General features: G+C 39.7%; 21 protein-coding genes. 4 read left to right on the top strand and 17 right to left on the bottom strand.

What is annotated here, in order from left to right; genetic code table 11:
- The first annotated feature begins 615 nt into the window (after positions 1–615).
- Together R8G33_10055 and R8G33_10050 are read left to right on the top strand one after the other, a co-directional pair.
- Positions 616–1,908 (top strand): porin, encoded by a 1,293-nt coding sequence (locus tag R8G33_10055; GenBank protein MDW3096004.1) that lies wholly within the window; start codon positions 616–618, stop codon positions 1,906–1,908.
- A 193-nt stretch (positions 1,909–2,101) separates the two neighbouring features.
- Positions 2,102–2,902: a hypothetical protein gene (locus R8G33_10050; GenBank protein ID MDW3096003.1), complete on the top strand. Its 801-nt coding sequence runs from the start codon at positions 2,102–2,104 to the stop codon at positions 2,900–2,902.
- Positions 2,903–2,906: 4 nt separating this feature from the next.
- On the opposite strand, the gene gpmI is transcribed toward R8G33_10050, so the two are convergent.
- The 11 genes from gpmI to pip all read right to left on the bottom strand — a co-directional run bounded on the left by gpmI (position 2,907) and on the right by pip (position 10,606).
- Complete coding sequence (gpmI, locus tag R8G33_10045) at positions 2,907–4,445, bottom strand: 2,3-bisphosphoglycerate-independent phosphoglycerate mutase (protein ID MDW3096002.1); 1,539 nt, start codon at positions 4,443–4,445, stop codon at positions 2,907–2,909.
- An 11-nt stretch (positions 4,446–4,456) separates the two neighbouring features.
- Entirely contained in the window at positions 4,457–5,299 is an 843-nt protein-coding gene (tatC, locus tag R8G33_10040) for a twin-arginine translocase subunit TatC (GenBank protein ID MDW3096001.1), read from the bottom strand.
- A gap of 62 nt (positions 5,300–5,361) precedes the next feature.
- Positions 5,362–5,685 carry a Sec-independent protein translocase protein TatB gene (gene tatB / locus R8G33_10035; GenBank protein MDW3096000.1) on the bottom strand — a complete coding sequence of 108 codons (324 nt, stop codon included), beginning with the start codon at positions 5,683–5,685 and terminating at the stop codon, positions 5,362–5,364.
- An 18-nt stretch (positions 5,686–5,703) separates the two neighbouring features.
- Positions 5,704–5,886 carry a twin-arginine translocase TatA/TatE family subunit gene (gene tatA, locus R8G33_10030; protein ID MDW3095999.1) on the bottom strand — a complete coding sequence of 61 codons (183 nt, stop codon included), beginning with the start codon at positions 5,884–5,886 and terminating at the stop codon, positions 5,704–5,706.
- Positions 5,887–5,926: 40 nt separating this feature from the next.
- The gene (locus R8G33_10025; GenBank protein MDW3095998.1) at positions 5,927–6,250 is read right to left on the bottom strand and encodes a phosphoribosyl-ATP diphosphatase; all 324 of its coding nucleotides are present in this window, start codon (positions 6,248–6,250) and stop codon (positions 5,927–5,929) included.
- 85 nt (positions 6,251–6,335) lie between these two features.
- Positions 6,336–7,109, bottom strand: coding sequence for an imidazole glycerol phosphate synthase subunit HisF (gene hisF, locus R8G33_10020; protein ID MDW3095997.1), 774 nt, complete (start codon positions 7,107–7,109; stop codon positions 6,336–6,338).
- 7 nt (positions 7,110–7,116) lie between these two features.
- Positions 7,117–7,854, bottom strand: a complete 738-nt coding sequence (gene hisA, locus R8G33_10015) for a 1-(5-phosphoribosyl)-5-[(5-phosphoribosylamino)methylideneamino]imidazole-4-carboxamide isomerase (protein MDW3095996.1) — start codon at positions 7,852–7,854, stop codon at positions 7,117–7,119.
- Positions 7,855–7,872: 18 nt separating this feature from the next.
- The gene (gene hisH / locus R8G33_10010) at positions 7,873–8,517 is read right to left on the bottom strand and encodes an imidazole glycerol phosphate synthase subunit HisH (GenBank protein ID MDW3095995.1); all 645 of its coding nucleotides are present in this window, start codon (positions 8,515–8,517) and stop codon (positions 7,873–7,875) included.
- A 57-nt stretch (positions 8,518–8,574) separates the two neighbouring features.
- Positions 8,575–9,168, bottom strand: a complete 594-nt coding sequence (hisB, locus tag R8G33_10005; GenBank protein ID MDW3095994.1) for an imidazoleglycerol-phosphate dehydratase HisB — start codon at positions 9,166–9,168, stop codon at positions 8,575–8,577.
- 53 nt (positions 9,169–9,221) lie between these two features.
- The gene (gene dtd / locus R8G33_10000) at positions 9,222–9,659 is read right to left on the bottom strand and encodes a D-aminoacyl-tRNA deacylase (GenBank protein MDW3095993.1); all 438 of its coding nucleotides are present in this window, start codon (positions 9,657–9,659) and stop codon (positions 9,222–9,224) included.
- The gene (pip, locus tag R8G33_09995) at positions 9,656–10,606 is read right to left on the bottom strand and encodes a prolyl aminopeptidase (protein ID MDW3095992.1); all 951 of its coding nucleotides are present in this window, start codon (positions 10,604–10,606) and stop codon (positions 9,656–9,658) included. The genes dtd and pip overlap by 4 nt, the downstream gene beginning before the upstream one ends.
- Positions 10,607–10,635: 29 nt before the next feature.
- Between pip and R8G33_09990 the strand changes: the two genes are divergently transcribed.
- Both R8G33_09990 and R8G33_09985 read left to right on the top strand, forming a co-directional pair.
- Complete coding sequence (locus R8G33_09990) at positions 10,636–11,385, top strand: ATP-binding protein (protein MDW3095991.1); 750 nt, start codon at positions 10,636–10,638, stop codon at positions 11,383–11,385.
- A 21-nt stretch (positions 11,386–11,406) separates the two neighbouring features.
- On the top strand, positions 11,407–12,282 hold the full coding sequence (locus tag R8G33_09985) for a lysophospholipid acyltransferase family protein (protein ID MDW3095990.1): 876 nt from the start codon (positions 11,407–11,409) through the stop codon (positions 12,280–12,282).
- Between the two features lie 9 nt (positions 12,283–12,291).
- On the opposite strand, the gene R8G33_09980 is transcribed toward R8G33_09985, so the two are convergent.
- The 6 genes from R8G33_09980 to R8G33_09955 are packed head-to-tail and all read right to left on the bottom strand — an operon-like array spanning position 12,292 to position 19,871.
- Positions 12,292–12,873, bottom strand: coding sequence for a class I SAM-dependent methyltransferase (locus tag R8G33_09980; protein ID MDW3095989.1), 582 nt, complete (start codon positions 12,871–12,873; stop codon positions 12,292–12,294).
- Entirely contained in the window at positions 12,874–14,328 is a 1,455-nt protein-coding gene (locus tag R8G33_09975) for a TrkH family potassium uptake protein (protein ID MDW3095988.1), read from the bottom strand.
- 16 nt (positions 14,329–14,344) lie between these two features.
- The gene (trkA, locus tag R8G33_09970; GenBank protein MDW3095987.1) at positions 14,345–15,718 is read right to left on the bottom strand and encodes a Trk system potassium transporter TrkA; all 1,374 of its coding nucleotides are present in this window, start codon (positions 15,716–15,718) and stop codon (positions 14,345–14,347) included.
- A 60-nt stretch (positions 15,719–15,778) separates the two neighbouring features.
- Positions 15,779–17,116 (bottom strand): sigma-54 dependent transcriptional regulator, encoded by a 1,338-nt coding sequence (locus R8G33_09965; protein ID MDW3095986.1) that lies wholly within the window; start codon positions 17,114–17,116, stop codon positions 15,779–15,781.
- On the bottom strand, positions 17,113–19,326 hold the full coding sequence (locus R8G33_09960; protein MDW3095985.1) for an ATP-binding protein: 2,214 nt from the start codon (positions 19,324–19,326) through the stop codon (positions 17,113–17,115). The genes R8G33_09965 and R8G33_09960 overlap by 4 nt, the downstream gene beginning before the upstream one ends.
- Positions 19,314–19,871, bottom strand: coding sequence for a DUF4390 domain-containing protein (locus R8G33_09955; GenBank protein MDW3095984.1), 558 nt, complete (start codon positions 19,869–19,871; stop codon positions 19,314–19,316). The genes R8G33_09960 and R8G33_09955 overlap by 13 nt, the downstream gene beginning before the upstream one ends.
- Positions 19,872–19,934: the final 63 nt, after the last annotated feature.

Here is a 19,934-nt window from a genome sequence, read left to right as displayed (position 1 = left end):
CCACATTGCCCAGCCTATACTCAAAATTAAGATTATTAAGGCTATCGTCAAATTTACTGTCATTATTATTTGTCATGATAATTATAATTATTGGCTAACTATATGATTAAAATCGCTATTTTTACTTACAATGGCGATGAAATTGTTTTATTCCCTGATAATGTGGGGACATTGATAACCCAGTCACATTTAACCGTTGCACATTTACCACATGCGCTCTAGTCTCTTGACCTTCTTTTGCTACCTTCGATCTATGAAATTAAAGTATTAAGAGATACTAATGCTCTAATTTAAAACTAAAATCCCTATTATTATCCTAATGTTAGGTGATTTTTTTAAATGTTGCATCAAAACAACAACTTTCCCATATTTGTTGGAAATCTACAAAATCACTGTGGTAAGATCGCAACGCTTGATAGGTATTTGGTTAAGTTTATGTTGTTCTTACATCATATAAATCACTTCCTAAGGATTACGGAGTGTAATTTAAATACTGAGTGGACTTAATAAGGAAGGGAGGGAGTTGGTTCTTAACAAAATCACTACCGCTACAATCCACGGCAAGCAATTACTCGAGTACATTTAACTTAAATATTAAAGATGGAGTACATCTAAATGAAAATTAAACTATTAGGAACAGCGCTTGCGTTAGGCCTTGCTTCTACAGCTGCTACAGCTGCAGGAACAATAGGTAGCTCAGCGGCTGACTGGCAAATCTATAGTTGGCAGAACTGGACGTATGAATTCACAGATGTGGATGACACTACTGCAGTTACAGGCGACGATCAAAAGCAACAAAGACTCAGAAATAACGCTGCACACATTGGTATGAGAGGAAGCGTTGAGACTGGCCTTTCTATGGGCGGCCAAGCTGTCAAAACAAACTTCCAGTGTGAACAGTTTATGTTCTTTGGAAACGGTGACGGTGGTGACTGGTGTAATCGTAACTCTAAAATCAGTGTTAGCGGTGCCTTCGGTGAAATCATGTGGGGTAACTGGTTAACGCCATACAATGAAGTTGTCGCTGGCCATATCGATCCATACTGGGACGCTGACTTCACATCTCACACTGCTTTGATGGGAACTATCAACAGCTTTGACTATACAGGTCCAGGAACAAATCCATCTGCTGGTAGTGGTGCTGGATTTAATAATGGCTTCAACAAGCGTCAAAGTACTTTAGTTCAATACTGGTCTCCAAGCATGGGTGGTTTACACTTCCGAGTTGCAACATCAAATGGTGACCAAGGTGACACTGAAGTGACTTCTGCTACAGGCCCTGAAAAACTTGATCCTCGCTTATGGGAAGCTGGTGTTTCTTACACTTCTACCCTATCAAGTGGCGACGCATTTTGGCTAGCAGCAACTTACTCAAAGCATGATGAATGGGCAGCTGTTGATTTCAACTGTTCTGATTCTGATGACACAGGTTACAGACTCGCTGGTAACTTCACTAAACAGTGGGGTGGCGGTGCATCTACTAGAATAGCCGCTATGTGGGAAAACCTTGAGTATGATTGGGAAGATTGTGCTGTTTCTTTAGCGTCTATGGTTTCTGTAGACAATGGATCTTCTAATCTTAAGTTAGAGAAAGATACATGGTTAGTTTCATTCACCCATGCATTTGGTAACGGCTTCGACATCCGCGGTACTTACATGGATGCAGGTGAGTTTGACTGTGATGTAACTGATGGTTGCTCTACTGAAGACGATACTGACGCAACTGCTATCACTGGTGGTATTGGTTACACTACTCCTGGCGGTACTATGTTTACACTTAAGTATGCCCATGTTGATAACGAAGATAATTCTCGTTACGACACAGGTTTTTGGTCTGCTGATGATGGCGGTATCCCAAATGGTGCAGATTCAACTGTATGGGGTATTGGTATAACTGCAGGATTTTAATAAAACCTCTTGCTATACATACAAAGCCTAGTCTAGCTACAAATACTAGGTACCATTATAAAAAGCCCCCTATATTGGGGGCTTTTTTTATTCTGAAAACAATAATTTTTCTTTTAAAGTTGATAAAGGAACTATATCTTCATACTATAATCTTATATCTTCATATCAAATAATTATAATTACAGGCTCAAATATGTTTCGTTTAACATTCATTTTCCTTATCCTCCCTGCAACAAGTTTCGCGGCATGCACCCAAGAAGCGATCCAGTTTTACTTGGATAAAGGCTTTAACCAAGAGCAGATAACAAAGCTATGCTCATCTTCCGGCGACAGCACACCTAGCTACCAACCCTACCAAAAGCCTGTTGTTATTGTTCAAGAAGGCTACGCTACTGGAGTCAATGCGGAAGAAAGAAAAGCGATTAGTGCTTTACGCGGTGGAATTGATGGACGATCTGTCGATATCACGACCAATGGAATCAACTATATAAGAAAAGTCTGCATCAAATGGAAACTAGAACCAACTGTGGAGAATTGGCTTGATAAATGTATTGATGTGGCTTTTTCTGTATCTCGCGATGATTTGAAAGTGAATGCATCCAGAGCAAAGCTGCTGATGCTAGGGCAACAACAACTCGAGGTTTCCAGTAATTCCATAAAGCGCAAGTTTGTCACCGCTGACCCCTGGGCAGACGTAGATGTTGATAAAAGAATATTGTTGGAAAGAAAATTTGAAACCTTTGAGGTTGGAAACACTACTATCATTCCGTTACGAAATACTGCCGATCCAAGTCAAATGGTAAACGCGATTAGAACATTAGCTGATGTAACAAAAGCTCAGAGTAGCGGAGAATCATCTAGTGAAGTTGCACGTGTTTTAGATGATAACTATGTCCCACCCACTGAAGAAGAATACCTAGCTTCTCAACCCACATATAAAGAAGTACAAGAAGAGAAGAAGAAGAAGAAGAAATGGTGGAACCCGTTTGACTAAGCTTTTATTTAGTTATTAACGACTCTTCCTCCATATTCCCAGGTACAGCTATATTCATTAATTCTAGAATAGTCGGGGTTACAGAACCCAACCCCTTTCCACTCGATAACTTAATATTATTATTCTTATGATCTATCACCATACATGGCACTGGATTTGTAGTGTGTTGTGTATGAGGTTCACCAGTTAACGCATCATACATTTCATCACAGTTGCCATGATCGGAAGTTAATAACACATTAACCTCATATTCTATGGCTTTATCTAGTACTCGACCTACTTCTTTGTCCATTACCTCAAGTGCTACAATAATTGCATCACGTACAGCAGTGTGTCCAACCATATCTCCATTGGCAAAGTTTACTATTATTAAACTATGATCCTTATCCTCTATAGATTTAATCACCTCATCAGCGACTTCTTTTGCACTCATTTCAGGTTTTAAGTCATAGGTAGCAACTTTAGGTGAAGGCACCATAATTCGGTCTTCACCAGGGTACGGTGTTTCTTTCCCACCATTAATGAAGAAGGTGACATGTGGATATTTCTCTGTTTCAGCGCAATGTAGTTGCCTTAAACCCATATTACTCACTACTTCTGCTAACGACACTCTAGGGTGTTCAGAAGTAAACGCTACGGGGCTACAAAATGAGGAATGGAAAAGTGTCATTGTGCACATGTTTATAGCTTCAAATTGATCCCGCTCGAATTCTTCGAAGCCTTGCTCTGCAAGTGCAGCTCCTAATTGACGTGGACGATCATTTCTAAAATTGAAAAAGATAACTTCGTCATTGCGCTCAATTCTGCTAGTATTTTTGATAACTGTTGGAATTATAAATTCATCAAAGACTTCATTTTCGTAAGATGCCTTGATTGCGTCTCTGGGTGAAGCTGCTTGAAGACCCTCATCACTAACCAGTGTTTTCCAAGCAAGTTCTGTACGCTCCCATCTCCGATCGCGATCCATCGCATAGTATCTCCCAATAACACTATGCACTGCTCCATTAGCCTCCTCTATTAATTCTTCGATTTCATCAAGAAAACTAAGTGCGCTATTAGGACTTGTATCTCGACCATCAGTAATCATATGCACAGCAGGCTCAACACCAATTAATTTGCACATAGCCAATAAAGCTTTAAGGTGTTCAATATGTGAATGAACCCCGCCATCAGACACTAAGCCTAATAAATGAATAGGACGAGAATTTTCTTTTGCTGACGTTAAAGCAGCCAGCAGTACAGCATTTTTAAAGAAACTTCCGTCATGAATAGCGTCATTAATTAATACTAGATCTTGATGTATAATATTTCCGCAACCCATAGTGATATGACCAACCTCAGAATTACCCATCTGACCCTCAGGCAGCCCAACTGCAGAGCCGGAAGCTTCAAGTGTTGTATATGGATTAGTTGAAAAAAACTTATCTAGTCTCGGTGTATTAGCTTGCGTAACAGCATTATTTTCACCATCAGAATTGACACCGTATCCATCTAGGATAATTAAAATTGCACGGCGGAAGGCGTCACTTTCATTTACAGACATTGTGATTAATTTTAAGGTTTATTTATTTTATTTTCTGGCTCTGATTCAAGCAATTCTATTTCATCTAGCTCGATATCCATCTCTTCATCTGTCATAGGTCTAAATCGTCTATCCTCAGGCCCTCTTCGTTTATTAAATATCTTCGACATAATTAAACCTAACTCGAACAATAACCATACTGGAATTGCTAACAAAACCTGTGAAATTATATCCGGCGGAGTTAGCAGCATACCAATTACAAATGCTGCAACAATGACATAGGACCTAGCAGCAGAGAGTGCTTCAACAGTTGTAACACCCGTCATAATTAGTACAAATGTAATAACTGGCACTTCGAAAGCAGCCCCAAACGCGATAAACAGTTTTGTGACAAAATCTAAATACCGGCTAATGTCAGTCATTACTGCCACGCCATCGGGAGTCACCTTAGTAAAAAATCCAAACACTAACGGGAATACAACAAAATACGCAAATGCCATCCCCAAATAAAACAATAAAGAACTAGACGCAAGAAGTGGTAGCACTAATCGTTTCTCATGTTTATATAAGCCAGGTGCAATAAATGCCCATAGCTGATATAGAATCCACGGAATAGTTACCACAACAGCTAATAACATCACCAACTTGAATGGCGTTAGGAATGGTGACGCCACATCAATGGCCACCATGGTACTGCTTTCAGGTAAGTGTTTTAATAATGGCTCTGCTAAAAAAGAATAAATATCATTAGCGAAAGGGAATAAACACAAGACTACTACTACAATCCCAATTATTATTTTAATCAAACGATTACGCAGTTCAATCAAATGAGTGATTAAAGATTCTTGTTTTTCTTCCTCTGTTTCAGTCGTCATTTACATGATCTTTTACAAATAAATCTCAATGGGGTGTTACCGCTATAGTTATATAGTAAGACTTAATCTGTATGATTAGTTATTTTTGCTTGTTCGGCATCACTGCTATCTATTGCTTTTTGGATTTCTTGCTGCGTGTCAGTTTGTGTATCGTTAAGAATATTTCTTAGTTGAGAAATTTCGCTTTGTTGCTTATCCAGCATATCTTTTAGCTCAGCCGCTTTTAATTCACTTTCAATATCTGAGCGAACAGACATCATCATACGCTTGCCTTTACCCACCCAACGACCAATCTTTACTGCAAGTCCAGGTAATTTATCTGGGCCAACAACCAATAGTGCTACAACCAGTACTATCGCTAGCTCCCAAAAGCTAAAATCAAACATCTTAGTTAACTAATGTTATTAATTATCTTTTGGTTTATCAGTGTCAGCTGAATTATCATTAGCTTCTTCATTCTTAACTGCTGACTTGAAATTTTTAATTGCGCCACCAATATCTCCGCCCATATTTTTTAAGCGCTTAGTGCCAAATAAAAGTAGCACTATCGCCAAAATTATTACCAATTGCCAAATACTAATTCCCATTACAGGTCTCCTAATTCTTTTCTATTTATAAGTTGATCTACTAGTTCTTTCTATTGGCTTTCTCTTCTAAACCAGAAATGCCAAACCTATGATCTAATTCAGTTAAAACATCATTAATACCTATATCTTTACTGACAAGTAACACCATGCAATGAAACAACAGGTCAGCAACCTCTTTGGTTAATTCGGTAGCGTCTGATCCTTTTGCGGCAATAATCACTTCGCTGGATTCTTCGCCGACTTTTTTTAATATGTGATCTAGCCCTTTGTCGTACAAGCTGGCCACATAAGACTCATTTACTTTTGCTGCTTTGCGCTCAATTAAGACTTGTTGCAACTGCTCCAGTATTTCTCTATTTTGCATGCTAGTCATTATATCTTTTCAGCTATAATTAAGGATATCACACCCACTCAACTCAATGCTTCAGAGGGTATGGAGGTGAGAAAGTTTATCCTCGAACGGTAATACCTTGTTTTCGCATATGGTCTTTTGCTTGGCTGATCGAATATTCTCCAAAATGGAAGATGCTTGCAGCCAATACCGCATCAGCGCAACCAATTGATACACCGTCACATAGGTGTTGTAGGGTACCAACACCACCCGAGGCGATTACTGGGATAGGCACAGACTGGCTAATTTTTTTTGTCAGCTCCAGGTCAAAGCCTGATTTCGTGCCGTCTCGGTCCATACTGGTTAATAGAAGTTCACCGGCACCATAGGAGGACATTTTTATCGCCCATTCTATTGCATCTATACCTGTACCCTTACGTCCACCATGGGTGAATATTTCCCATTTAGCTGGATCATCACCAGAAGATACTTTTTTTGCATCGATTGAGACTACTATGCATTGAGAACCAACTTTCTCAGATGCTTCCTGCACAAATTCTGGATTATGGACTGCGGCAGTATTGATACCCACTTTATCAGCACCGGCATTCAGCATTCTACGAATATCTTCTACGCTACGAATACCCCCTCCAACAGTTAGGGGAATAAATACTTGTGAAGCAACCTTTTCAACTACATATTCAATTGTGTCTCTTTCATCAGAACTGGCGGTAATATCTAGAAATGTTATTTCATCCGCGCCTTCTGCATTATAGCGCTTGGCAATTTCTACCGGATCACCCGCATCACGAATATCGACAAACTTGACACCTTTAACAACACGACCAGCATCTACATCGAGGCAGGGGATAATACGTTTTGCGAGTGACATAATTTGCTTATGTCATGCGTTTGTTAGCAATTTCTTGCGCTTCTGTAAGATCGATTGTTCCTTCATATAGTGCGCGTCCAACAATGGCACCAATAATACCTTCTTCATCAGTTGCGCATAGCTTCTTAATATCATCGATATTCGTGACACCACCTGATGCGATGACGGGTATATGAATTGCCTCAGCAAGTTCGACAGTTGAATCAACGTTTAATCCTTGCATCATGCCATCGCGGCTAACATCCGTGAATACAATCGCGGCAACACCATCAGCTTCAAAGTGCTGAGCTAAGTCAACAACATCATGATGGGATAGTTTCGACCAGCCATCAATGGCCACCTTTCCATTTTTTGCATCTAGTCCAACTATGATATGGTTTGGGAATTCTAAACACAGATCATTAACAAAGTGAGGTGCGGTTACGGCACGCGTGCCAATGATGACGTATTGCACGCCAGCCTCTAAATACTCCTGCACAGTATCTTCATCGCGTATTCCACCACCAACTTGAATTGGGATATCAGGATGGTTTGATGTAATCGCTTTAATAATGTCAAAATTACGTGGTGCGCCACTGACGGCGCCATCCAAATCAACCAAGTGCAATCGTTGGGCGCCTGCTTCTATCCAACGCTCAGCAACAGCCACTGGGTCTTCATCAAATATTGTTTCGTCATCCATTCGGCCCTGGCGTAAACGTACGCAGCGGCCTTCTTTAATGTCGATCGCAGGAATAATAATCATGTCTGTTATTAACTCTGTTTAATTGCCGTTCCAATTTAGGAAGTTGGTTAGTAATTGTAAGCCATTATCAGCACTTTTTTCAGGGTGGCATTGCATAGCAAACACCTTACCATCTGCAAGTACCGATGAAAATTTAATTCCATAGTCTGTCATGCCAGCAGACTGGCCTTGATCAGCCAAGCTAATGTAATAGCTATGGACAAAATAAAAGTAACTGTTCTGCTCAATGCCAGACCATATAGGATGGTCATATTGCTGCTCGATAGTATTCCATCCCATATGAGGAATTTTATAGGTATTCTCAGCAGATGGTTTTAATGTCTCAGAAAATGATTCAACTGTACCTTTGAGCAAACCAAGACACTCAGTGCCATCATTTTCTTGACTTCGATCTAGTAATACTTGCATACCCATACATATTCCTAAGAAAGGTTTTTCTTCAGCCGCCTTTTTAATAGATTCAGCCAAACCACACGCATTTATTTGATGCATACAGTCAGCGGCAGCTCCTTGTCCAGGGAATACCACGCGATCACTATTATTGATGACAGTAGGATCTTTGCTGATTTGAATATCAAATTTATTGTTCGATACTTTAGTAAGTGCGCTAAATACAGAATGCAAATTACTCATTCCATAATCTACAATGGCTACTTTTTCCATGATGCAAATATAACGGCTAATATAGAGCTGTAATTTTTGCTCTATTCTCTAGACTAGTTACAGGGCTCCCTTAGTAGAAGGTAGTTGATCAGTCATTCGTGGATCCATTTCACACGCAATACGTAAAGCTCTTCCAAGTGCTTTAAAAATGGTTTCGGCAATATGATGCGCGTTACAACCGCGCAAGTTGTCAACATGCATAGTTACCTGGGCGTGATTGACAAATCCTTGTAAGAATTCGATCACCAAGTCCACATCAAAATCCCCAATGCGAGCACGCGGATAATCTACGTGGTACTCAAGCCCAGGACGGCCTGAGAAATCAACGACCACCCGTGATAGCGCTTCATCCAATGGCACATAAGCATGTCCGTATCGACGCACACCTTTTTTATCTCCCATGGCTTTACTAAATGCCTGGCCTAATGTGATACCAGCATCTTCAACGGTATGGTGTGCATCAATGTGAAGGTCGCCTTTCGCTTTTAAAGAGATATCAAACTGCCCGTGACGCACGACTTGATCAAGCATATGATCTAGAAAAGGAATTCCGCTATCAAGATCAGCTTTCCCACTACCATCTATTTTTAACTCCACAGAGATCTGGGTTTCTAAAGTATTTCGTTCAATTTTTGCTGCACGTGAGGCCATAGCAATTCAATATGTGATTACAGTTTTATTAGGAATGTGATTGTAGTGCTAAATTATACCTCAAGCCAGAAGGTCACTGGACCATCATTAGTCAACGTCACTTGCATATCTGCACCAAAAACACCTTGTTGAGCCAAGCTATATTCAGTTTTCGCATGGCCAATTAGTTGTTCAAATTGCTTTTTCCCCTCTTCAGCAGATACATTTTTACCAAAGCTGGGCCTGTTTCCACGTGCAGTATCGGCTACCAGGGTAAATTGTGGAACGATGATTAACCCGCCATCAATATCCAACAAGCTAAGATTCATCTTATCAGCATTATCCGGGAATATTCGGTAATTTAAGATTCGCTCTAACAAACGCTTGCCCTTATCATCAGTATCTCCACGCTGCACTGCCACCAAAGCAACAATCCCACGCTGAATTTTTGCTATACACTGGTCATTAATCAGCACTTGTCCAGCTGAAACCCGCTGTATTAGCCCTATCATGAATATTTGTCGGCTAGCTGATTGGTGGCTTCAATTAAAGCGCTGACGATTTCTGGCTCACTTGCTGAATGTCCACTGGTTGGGGCTATATAGTAATTTGCCTCAGGCCAAGCTTGGTGAAGAGCATATGCTTGATTAATTGGGCAAACCACATCATATCGGCCATGGATAATATAACCAGGGATATTGCGTAATGATGGTGCATTTCGAAGCAATTGATCCTGCTCTAAATAAGAGTTATTCATAAAATAATGACACTCAATTCTTGCAAGACTTAACGCAACATCACCACTAGCGAAATGATCAGTTACGCTCTTCTTTGGATGCAGAGTAGAAGTACGGCCCTCCCAAATTGACCATTCACGTGCCGCTTTAAGCCGCTCTTGTTTATCCTCACTAACTAATTTACGGTAATAAGCTTGCACCATATTACTACGCTCTTGTTTAGGTATGATGGCTTCGTAATCGTGCCAATATTCAGGAAACATCTCGCTTGCGCCATGCTGGTAGAACCAACGAATATCATCAGGACGGCACAGGAAAATTCCACGAAGCACTAACCCCAGTATTCTATTCGTGTGTGTCTGTGCATAAGCGAGGCCTAAAGTAGAACCCCAGGACCCGCCAAAAACCACCCAATTTTGTATATTCAATTCGCGTCGTATGGTTTCAATATCCGAAATTAAGTGCTGGGTTGTATTTTCCTGCAAACTTGCATGTGGCTTAGACCTTCCTGACCCACGTTGATCGAAAAGTATAATTCGGTATTTTTCTGGATCAAAGAACCTTGGATGGTAACTTTCACAACCCGCTCCAGGACCACCGTGTAGAAAAACGGCTGGAATACCATAAGGATTGCCGTATTCAGCAACCCATAATTCATGGCCGCCAGATACTGTTAGATAAAATTCCTTGTTCGAGGATATCTCAGGATAAAGTGTTAACATTTGTGTCATTCAGTTTTTGAGTTAATTGCATGCAATATACAAAACCACCTAAATCACTATTACACCTAGCCGGCAAAGCTATCGCTGATTATGAAATGATCCAGCCTAATGACCGTGTACTGCTTGGGCTTTCTGGCGGGAAAGATTCATTAAGTCTTTTACATATTTTATTACATCTGAAAAGTCATGCACCGATTTCTTTTGATGTTGGCGTGATCACTGTTGACCCTCAATCAGAAGCATTTGATCCCTCGCCACTAAAAGCATATTTAAAATTATTGAGAGTGCCATATTTTTATCGATCGGAGCCTATTTTAGATTTAGCTGACAAACATATGGACAATAAATCTTTTTGTTCATTCTGCTCTCGTATGAAGCGCGGCATTATTTACAGCACTGCTAGAAATGAAAACTACAATGTAATCGCGCTTGCACAACATTTAGATGATCTTGCAGAAAGTTTTTTAATGTCTGCTTTTCATGGTGGCAAACTAAATACAATGAAAGCAAACTATATTATTGATGCTGGAGATTTGCGGGTGATCCGTCCATTAGTCTATGCTCGCGAACGACAGACCAAAGCGTTTGCTCACGAAGCAAAATTGCCTGTGATAACAGAAAACTGCCCAGCATGTTTTGATATGCCAACGCAGCGTTTTTATTTTAAACAGTTGTTAAATAACGAAGAGAAAAACAATCCTGGCGTATATAAAAGTTTGTTATCTGCAATGCGACCACTAATCAGCAAAAATAATACTAGCGATCAAGCGACCAATTAAAATTCTAAATATACTGAAGCTTTGAGTACTATACTAACCAAATTAAGCTTACGCTTATTATCTTTATTTTCTCTCAGCACCCACCATCGCATAGGCAAACTATTAGGTTATTTACTTTTCATCTTTAAGAATAGAAATAAACATATTGCACAAGTAAATATTGGCATATGTTTCCCTAACCTCAGCGCAAAAGATAAAGAAAAATTATTAAGAAATTCCTTAGAAGAGAACGGCAAAACACTGCTAGAATGTTTTTGGCTATGGAAACATCCGCAGCAAGTATTAAGCTCTTTACTTGGCAGCATAGAGAATCAGCATTTACTCAAGCGAGCTTCATCGCAAGGTAGCATCTTTGTCACACCCCATTTCGGCTCATGGGAATTTATAGGTTTACTTACAGCTTCAAGTAGCGATCTACTCATCTTATACGCGCCACCTAAATCTAAACAGGTAGGGTTGCTTTCATACCAAGGTCGAGGTAGTACTGGCGGCACTGTCATTAGTACTGATGAATTAAATGTAAAACATATGATTCGTCATATTAAAAATGGGGGAAGCGTAGGGATATTGCCCGATCAGGTTCCTGATGGTAATGGCGGTGTTTATTCTGCTTTTTTTAAAAGAAAGGCTTACACTAGTACCTTAGTTTGCAAGTTAGCTAAAAAATTACAATGTCCCGTGGTATTTTGTTATGCCCTAAGAAGCAACGAAATTCCATTAAAATATAATGCTTACTATTATGATGCCCCCAATGAAATATATAGCGACGATATTTCATTGGGTACAGATACTTTAAATAAATGTATTGAAAAATTTATTCGCGCTGCACCTGAACAATATATATGGGGTTACAAAAGATTCAAGAGGCCTGCAGCTGATGACAATTATCCTTATTAAAGCCTCTTGCTAAGTCATTTTTTTTGCAACAATCATTGCCTGATTACGCCAACCTTTTTGTTTGTCGCCTTGCGCACCCTCTTCACGATAAACTAATACTTGCATCCCTTTACAAAAATTCAATAATTCGTTTTTGGCTAATAAGAAATCTGGATTTGTTGGACCAGTATCATCAACTTTATCTGCACTGAAGGTTTGATAAAATAATATTCCCCCAATATATAGAGACTCGCATAGTGCTTTGAATGTTGGCCGATGCAAGAATTGCGAGACGACGACGACATCATAGCTATTTTTCTCTGGAGGCTGTTGCTCTACATCGACCTCACGGGTAACAATATTTAAATTATTTTCTTGCGAATATTTGCTTAATTTATCTAAAGCTGTTGAAGATATATCCCAAGCATTAACTGTAAGATTACTTTGTGCTAGCAGAATTGCGTTCCCCCCCATACCGCATGCCAAGTCTAAAGCCCTGCCACTTGCAGGTAATAAATAAGCATTTTCAACAACAACGCGACTGGCTTTTGCCTGTTTGCAATCTTGTTGAGAATAAATTTTATTCCATTTATCTGCCTTAGTAGTAGGCATTTAACGCCGCCAAAATACTGGTGTAAATATTACTAGCAATGTGAATATCTCAAGACGGCCTAATAACATACCCAGGCATAAGACAATTTTACTAAAATCATTTATTGTTGAATAATTATTCGCAACCTCTCCAAGACCTGGACCCAGATTGTTAAGTGTCGCAGCTACCGCAGAATATGCAGTTACCTGGTCTAAACCTGTTGCTAGTAACAATAGCAGCATGACAATAAACACAGCAATATAAGCAGATAAAAAACCCCACACCGCCTCTATGATTCTATTTTCTACCGGCTTCTTACCAAGCTTTACTGCGAATTGAGCATTAGGGTGTATAAGACGCATTATTTCACGCATTCCTTGCTTGAATAGAAGCAGTATCCGAATCACCTTCATACCACCACCAGTAGAGCCTGCACATCCTCCAATAAAGCTAATCATTATTAATAGAACTGGTAATAATGTTGGCCACACAGAAAAATCAGTAGAGGTAAAACCTGTTGTCGTCCCCATCGACACTACTTGAAAAATTGATTTTGTGGCTAATGCCAGCCACTGAGGATTTGCATGGTGCATATAAAGAATAAAAAACGTGCCAACACTGACCAGTGTTAATGTAGAGATATACATTTTAAATTCAGCATCGCGCCAGTAATACAACATGGAACGATTACGCCATACTATAAAGTGCAATCCAAAATTAGCACCCGAAGCAAGCATAAAAACGATAGCTACCCACTCTATTGCTGTACTGTTGAAGTATTGAATATTTTGATCGTGTGTTGAAAACCCACCAATAGCAATAGTTGAAAAGCTATGGCTGATTGCATCAAATACACTCATCCCCGCAGCCCAGTAAGTAAACGCGCATGCTACTGTCAACGATAGATAGATATACCATAGCGCTTTTGCTGTCTCTGTTATACGTGGGGTTAATTTACTATCTTTAACAGGGCCTGGAGTTTCTGCACGGTATAACTGCATTCCACCAACACCCAACATGGGCAGTATCGCGACGGCTAAAACAATTATTCCCATTCCGCCCAGCCATTGTAATTGCTGACGATAAAACAGTATTGAATACGGCAGCGTATTTAATTCTGTTAACACCGTAGCGCCCGTTGTTGTTAACCCTGAGATTGATTCAAACAACCCATCAACCACTGAAATATGTATTGCATCAGACAACAATAATGGCAAAGATCCAAATGCTCCTAGCACGGTCCAAAATAAAACCACAATAATAAATCCATCGCGGAGACGTAAATCACCATGGTGCTTGTTATATGGCAACCACAGTAAAAAGCCAGTTAATAACGTTGCTATGAACGAATTTCCAAAACTATTGTAGACATCAACTTCTCCGTAATACATGCCCACTAACAAAGGTGGCAACATAGTAATGCTAAACAACATTAATAGCTGGCCTAAGATACGTTGAATGACAGTACGTTGCATACTAGTCTTTAATTACTTATACAAATGTTGCACTGACCTGAAACATTTTTTCTACGTCTCTGACTTTGTCTTTATCTGCTAAAAACATTATGACGTGATCTTCAGATGCAATGATTAAATCTGGCTTAGAGATAAGCACCTCTTCTTCTCTAACAATAGCGCCTATTGCAGCACCTCTAGGTAACTTTAGTTCAGATATTTTGCGGCCTACTACTTTTGATGTGTTGGCATCACCATGAGCCACTGCTTCGATAGCTTCCGCTGATCCTTTACGCAAAGAATGTACCGCAACTACATCACCACGACGTATATGTGCAAGCAAAGCACCAATTGTCACTTGTTGAGGTGATATGGCAATGTCAATCATGCCGCTTTCAACCAGTTCCACATAACTAGGTCGATTAATTAACGACATTGTTTTCCTTGCACCTAAGCGCTTTGCAAGCATAGCTGACAAAATATTCGCTTCATCATCATTGGTTAGTGCACAGAAAACATCAACGCTGTCAATATTCTCATCAACTAGCATATCTTCGTCAGCTGCATCACCATATAAAACAATTGTCTTATCTAATGTTTCTGATAATACACGCGCACGATCTGCATCACGCTCTATCAGTTTTACTCGAAAATGTGGCTCTAAAATTTGTGCTAGTTGTGAACCAATATTCCCACCACCAGCAATTAGCACTCTACGATTAGGCTTGTCTAATCCTTGCAGCATAGTTGTAACATTTTTTGCCTGTGCGCCAGATGCAACAAAAAACAAATCATCTCCGACCTCTATAATAGGGTCATCTTCTATGCTCAACGTTTCTTGTTCACGATACATTGCAACAATTGAAGTCTCCATTGTTTTCATGCCATCAAATATCTTACTAATTGCTTTACCTACTATATGGCTGTTTGCATTGGCTTTAATCGCTACCAACTGAACTTTTCCATTAGCAAAATTTAACACTTGTAGAGCTCCTGGATGCTCAATTAAATTTTGCACATATTTAGATACAAGTAACTCTGGGCTGATTAATACATCAACTGGAAGTGCCTCTTGTACAAATAAGTCCTTATAGTCGAGATAGTCTGCCGTGCGAACACGTGCAATTTTAGTAGGTGTGTGAAACAAGGTGTATGCTACCTGGCACGCAACCATATTGGTTTCATCACTATTGGTTAAAGCGACTATCATATTGGCATCACGCGCACCGGCCTGCTCTAAGATACTTGGGTAAGAAGCATGTCCCGTGATTGTCTGCAAGTCGGCTCGGTCTTGGATTTCTCGTAGCACCTTAGGGTTACTATCGACCAGTGTAATATCGTTAGACTCATTAGCCAGACTTAGTGCTAATGATCCACCTACTTGACCCGCGCCTAGAATTATTATCTTCATTTATATTACGAGGTAAAATTTGGCTCGAATTGTAACTTCAATTGCAGCTAACAAACACCGTTAACTGGAATCTTTTGAACCTATGCCTAATGATCGTAATTTTCTATATAGATGAGTTCGCTCCATTCCGACCAATTCTGCAAGTTTACTTACGCTACCCTCGACTCTCTTGAGTTGATGCAATAAATATTGCTTTTCAAATGCTTCTCGGGCCTCACGTAGCGGCATATCCAATAAACTTTCAACGATAGCAGCCTTGTTTTCCGTTTCAGTCGATCTATTTGAGAATACCCGTTTAACGTCTTCTACACTTATTTCTTCATTATCTCCCGTCACTAGTAACTCTTGAATTATAGTTTTAAGCTCAGAGATATTGCGTGGCCACTGATAATGTAAGAATGCATTTTGAGCCGCAATCGAACACTTCCTATAGTTATAGTTATCACTGGCACATAAATTATCAATTATATAGCTAACTAATTCTGGGATATCCTCACTATGGTTTCTCAATGCCGGAACACTAATACGTGTCATAGATAAAGTCTGTTGTAGCTCATTTAATGCAGCTGATGTGTTTGACAAAATCGATACAATGACCTTAACGTTAAAGCGCTTAAATACCTGTACGGCGGATAACTGATGTAATAAATCTGTAAATCTTTTTTGTACCACAGGGTTTATCTGATCAACATTTTGAAAAAAAATGGTCCCATCTTGTGCTAGCTTGATTGAATCAATTAATTCAGTTTTAAGCTTAGACCAATTTGATTCTTCTACCGTATTTATATCGAACTGTTCGTTACTTACCATTACAAATGGATTGCCAGCACGCTCACTTTTTTCATGTATGTAACGCGCTATAGTATATCGACCTACGCCTTCCTCACCAGAGATAAGTAAATTAGTATTAACTTGAGCGCAGCGTTCACAAATTTCGAATAGCTTTTTCATCACAGCGCTTGAGCCTACAGGCGTGACGTAATTTTTATTCACATTTCTAGCGATAGCGCTTACATCTTCCTGTACATCCCTACTATCAAGTGCTTTACGAATTGTTTGAATTAATTTTGCAGTGGTTAGTGGTTTTTCAACAAAAGCATATGCGCCTAGCCTTGTTGCTTCTACAGCTGTATCTACCGTGCCATGGCCCGACATCATCACTACTGGGCAATGTAATACTTTATTATCCTTCCAATCTTTTAATAAGGTAATTCCATCCTCATCTGGCATCCAAATATCTAACAAAACTAAATCATATTCTGACTGAGTTATTTGTTGGCGTGCACTGGCTGCCGTTTCTGCAGCGCTCACCCTATAGCCCTCGTCAGTTAAGATATCACTGACCAAACCACAAATATCTGGCTCATCGTCTACTACTAGTATTCTTTCAGTATTCACCTATTTTCTACACTCAATTTGGTTTTCTCTCTCTTTACACCATAATCATACAGGGGAAAACGTATATTAATCGCAGCACCACCTTGTTTTTGGTTGGTAGCTCTAATTACACCATTATGTTCTTCTATAATTTTCTTTACTATGGCCAAACCCAAGCCATTTCCCTTTGGCTTAGTAGTCATATAGGGGTCAAATACACGTCCTAACAAATCTTTAGGGAAACCGGGCCCATTGTCAGCAATTTCCATTCCAGCATATTTTGCATTAGTAAATTCAAACGGAAATGTATTAATAGTTAAAATACATTTTTTGCCTTCAGGCATAGACTCAATCGCATTTTTAATTAAATTGTGGATGACTTGGCGAAGCCTAACGGAATCTCCACGTATATTTAGTGAGTTAGCATCTAACCCCAACTTTATACTTACATTTTTTTGATCGCCCTTATATAACTCAACAGTATCAAATACCAAGCTATTTAAATCCAATGGCTTAGGTTCCATAGTCGGCATACGCGCATAGTCAGAAAAATCATTAACCATTGACTTCATCGATTCCACTTGTTGAACAATTGTATGCGTTGCTCGATCTACTATCTCTGATTGTTCAGAGGCTAAGTTCGGTAACAATTTTCTACGTAGCCGCTCAGCTGAAAGCTGTATAGGTGTAAGCGGGTTCTTAATTTCATGCGCTAGACGTCTAGCAACCTCTCCCCATGCTGAGTCTCTTTGTGCTTGTAATAGAGTAGTTACATCATCAAATACAAGCACACATCCGCGTTGCGACTCTTCTTCGCTCGGCAATTTTACTGTCTTACATAGGATTGTTTTTCTACCTTGCGGTGTAAACACTTCCATTTCTAATTGCCATTCTTCAGATGACTCTCTAATTTTACTTGCAACTAATGTACAAAAATCTTTCATAAAGCTATGTGTTGTTCCAATTTGTACAAACTGTTTGCCGATAAATTGGTTCATATTGATATGAAATATTTCACTTGCCGCAGCGTTAATTGTTTTAAGTGCAAAAGAACTATCTAAGCTCAACACCCCAGAAGATAAGTGTTCTAATATGGTTTGCAAATAAGTGTGTTGGTTTTCAATAATGCGTTGGTTGATGATAGTGGTGTCGCGTGCAACTGTTAGTCGCTCAGTCATCCTATTAAATGAGGCGACTAACATGCCCAAGTCATCCTGTTGTCTCACTGGAAGTTTTTTGTGGTACTGACCCGCAGCAACTGCTTTAGTACCTTCAGCAAGTTCTTGTATTGGTGCTACTAATACCCTCGACCAATAAAATGCAGCAAATACAGCAAATAAAGCCCCTAATGCAAGAACTAGAGTTAACACAAGTATAAAGTTTTGTTTAAGTGGTGTACGCAGATAAATTAATTCATTGTATTGGCCAAAAGCAGCTTGCACATTACCAGCCAAATTTCCTATTCGGTCTGATACAGGATATAAAAATTGAAGTAGTCTAGTTTCACCTGCCGCAGAGTCAGATGGCACTGGATAAACCATTCTGATTTGCAATCCCGCTTCGGTTGTTGGATCTAATGCAACATAGCTTTCGCCCTGCAACACGAGTTGCAAAACACTTTCGCCGGGGAGTTGCGGTACAGCAGCACTTGGCTCAGCGTTACCAGATGCAACGATGCGATTATTCGAATCAAACAATGCAATTTCTGCTGCACCAGTGCTACCAAGTAAGTCATTAATTAGTAACGTTGCGTTAAATGGTTCTGCGTCTATGAACTGTAATACTAATGGTTCAGCTTGCTGACGTAATGTTCTTATATGCAAATCAAGTGAGGAACGACTTAAATCTACGGCATCTTGCAATGCATTTTCAACCTTCACGTCAAACCAACTATCAACGCCGCGTTCTAATAGCCAAATAGAGAAGGTGTATACTATAAATACTGGCGTGCTAGCAGTAAGCACAAACAATAATACTAATCGTAATGTTAGTTTTGCCCCCGGAGCTTGTCGTCTTAAACGCCTTACTAAACGTCCAATGTTGTAAATGATTAGTGCAATAAACACAGCCAGCAACGCTGTGTTTATTGGAAGCAACCACTTATGCAGGCGACCAAAATAGGCAACACTTTGTGTTGCATCAGCCATTAGTAAGATAGCCGCAATTAATGCGGCAAACATGATGGCTAACAGCCATCTTTCACGGACTAAAACCTTCCTTACATTGGCCATACTGTCCATCCACTTGATGGTCGCCAACTAGAAGATACATAACTTTTTATGCGCAGAGGCAAGGGGAGCTTTTCTGAAAGCAGTCGTGCTCTTGCTCTAATATAATACTCATGTTTTACATCTAATGAATCAATACTGGCTAGCTCAGCATTGTGAATTTTTCTTTGATAGTAAAATGCAGAATACAGGTCAGGAAAGCTCCGCTCCTTGTGACTACCCATTTCAATCATTACGAACTGTTTTGACAGAGCATGATATTTTACTCGAAACTCTCTAAACAGATTATTGACTAGCGGATCAAGCCAGTAGAGGCTTTCCTGACGAAGCTCAACCTCCAGAAGAAATGACATCTCAATACCGTTTCTAAGTGCTTCTTTGACCTTATCGCTTAATCCATAGTGGATCTCACAATCGACTCTTATTTTTTTATCAACTACACTGGATGATAAGTCATTGACGCGAATACCTTTTTCTGCCCATGCTGATGTGCAGCATAATGCTATTGAGAAAATAAATAGGAAACTCGGTAGAGAGAGTAGGCGCATTATTGTTTTTCCTGCTCAGGATAGTTCTATCTTGCCAAAATTCGACATCAGTGTCTTGAAATA

Source organism: Gammaproteobacteria bacterium (genome assembly GCA_033344735.1).
Lineage (GTDB): Bacteria > Pseudomonadota > Gammaproteobacteria > UBA4575 > UBA4575 > UBA1858.
This window is presented reverse-complemented; position numbering and strand designations above follow the sequence as displayed.

Excerpts from the sequence above, each read along its gene's own strand:
- R8G33_10025 (MDW3095998.1), bottom strand. The coding sequence starts at position 6,250 with ATGCAAAATAGAGAAATACTGGAGCAGTTGCAACAAGTCTTAATTGAG.
- pip (MDW3095992.1), bottom strand. The coding sequence starts at position 10,606 with ATGTTAACACTTTATCCTGAGATATCCTCGAACAAGGAATTTTATCTA.
- tatC (MDW3096001.1), bottom strand. The coding sequence starts at position 5,299 with ATGACGACTGAAACAGAGGAAGAAAAACAAGAATCTTTAATCACTCAT.
- trkA (MDW3095987.1), bottom strand. The coding sequence starts at position 15,718 with ATGAAGATAATAATTCTAGGCGCGGGTCAAGTAGGTGGATCATTAGCA.
- R8G33_09980 (MDW3095989.1), bottom strand. The coding sequence starts at position 12,873 with ATGCCTACTACTAAGGCAGATAAATGGAATAAAATTTATTCTCAACAA.
- hisA (MDW3095996.1), bottom strand. The coding sequence starts at position 7,854 with ATGATTATTATTCCTGCGATCGACATTAAAGAAGGCCGCTGCGTACGT.
- R8G33_09960 (MDW3095985.1), bottom strand. The coding sequence starts at position 19,326 with ATGGCCAATGTAAGGAAGGTTTTAGTCCGTGAAAGATGGCTGTTAGCC.
- tatA (MDW3095999.1), bottom strand. The coding sequence starts at position 5,886 with ATGGGAATTAGTATTTGGCAATTGGTAATAATTTTGGCGATAGTGCTA.
- tatB (MDW3096000.1), bottom strand. The coding sequence starts at position 5,685 with ATGTTTGATTTTAGCTTTTGGGAGCTAGCGATAGTACTGGTTGTAGCA.
- hisB (MDW3095994.1), bottom strand. The coding sequence starts at position 9,168 with ATGGCCTCACGTGCAGCAAAAATTGAACGAAATACTTTAGAAACCCAG.
- R8G33_09975 (MDW3095988.1), bottom strand. The coding sequence starts at position 14,328 with ATGCAACGTACTGTCATTCAACGTATCTTAGGCCAGCTATTAATGTTG.
- hisH (MDW3095995.1), bottom strand. The coding sequence starts at position 8,517 with ATGGAAAAAGTAGCCATTGTAGATTATGGAATGAGTAATTTGCATTCT.
- R8G33_10050 (MDW3096003.1), top strand. The coding sequence starts at position 2,102 with ATGTTTCGTTTAACATTCATTTTCCTTATCCTCCCTGCAACAAGTTTC.
- hisF (MDW3095997.1), bottom strand. The coding sequence starts at position 7,109 with ATGTCACTCGCAAAACGTATTATCCCCTGCCTCGATGTAGATGCTGGT.
- R8G33_09955 (MDW3095984.1), bottom strand. The coding sequence starts at position 19,871 with ATGCGCCTACTCTCTCTACCGAGTTTCCTATTTATTTTCTCAATAGCA.
- gpmI (MDW3096002.1), bottom strand. The coding sequence starts at position 4,445 with ATGTCTGTAAATGAAAGTGACGCCTTCCGCCGTGCAATTTTAATTATC.
- R8G33_09990 (MDW3095991.1), top strand. The coding sequence starts at position 10,636 with ATGCAATATACAAAACCACCTAAATCACTATTACACCTAGCCGGCAAA.
- dtd (MDW3095993.1), bottom strand. The coding sequence starts at position 9,659 with ATGATAGGGCTAATACAGCGGGTTTCAGCTGGACAAGTGCTGATTAAT.
- R8G33_10055 (MDW3096004.1), top strand. The coding sequence starts at position 616 with ATGAAAATTAAACTATTAGGAACAGCGCTTGCGTTAGGCCTTGCTTCT.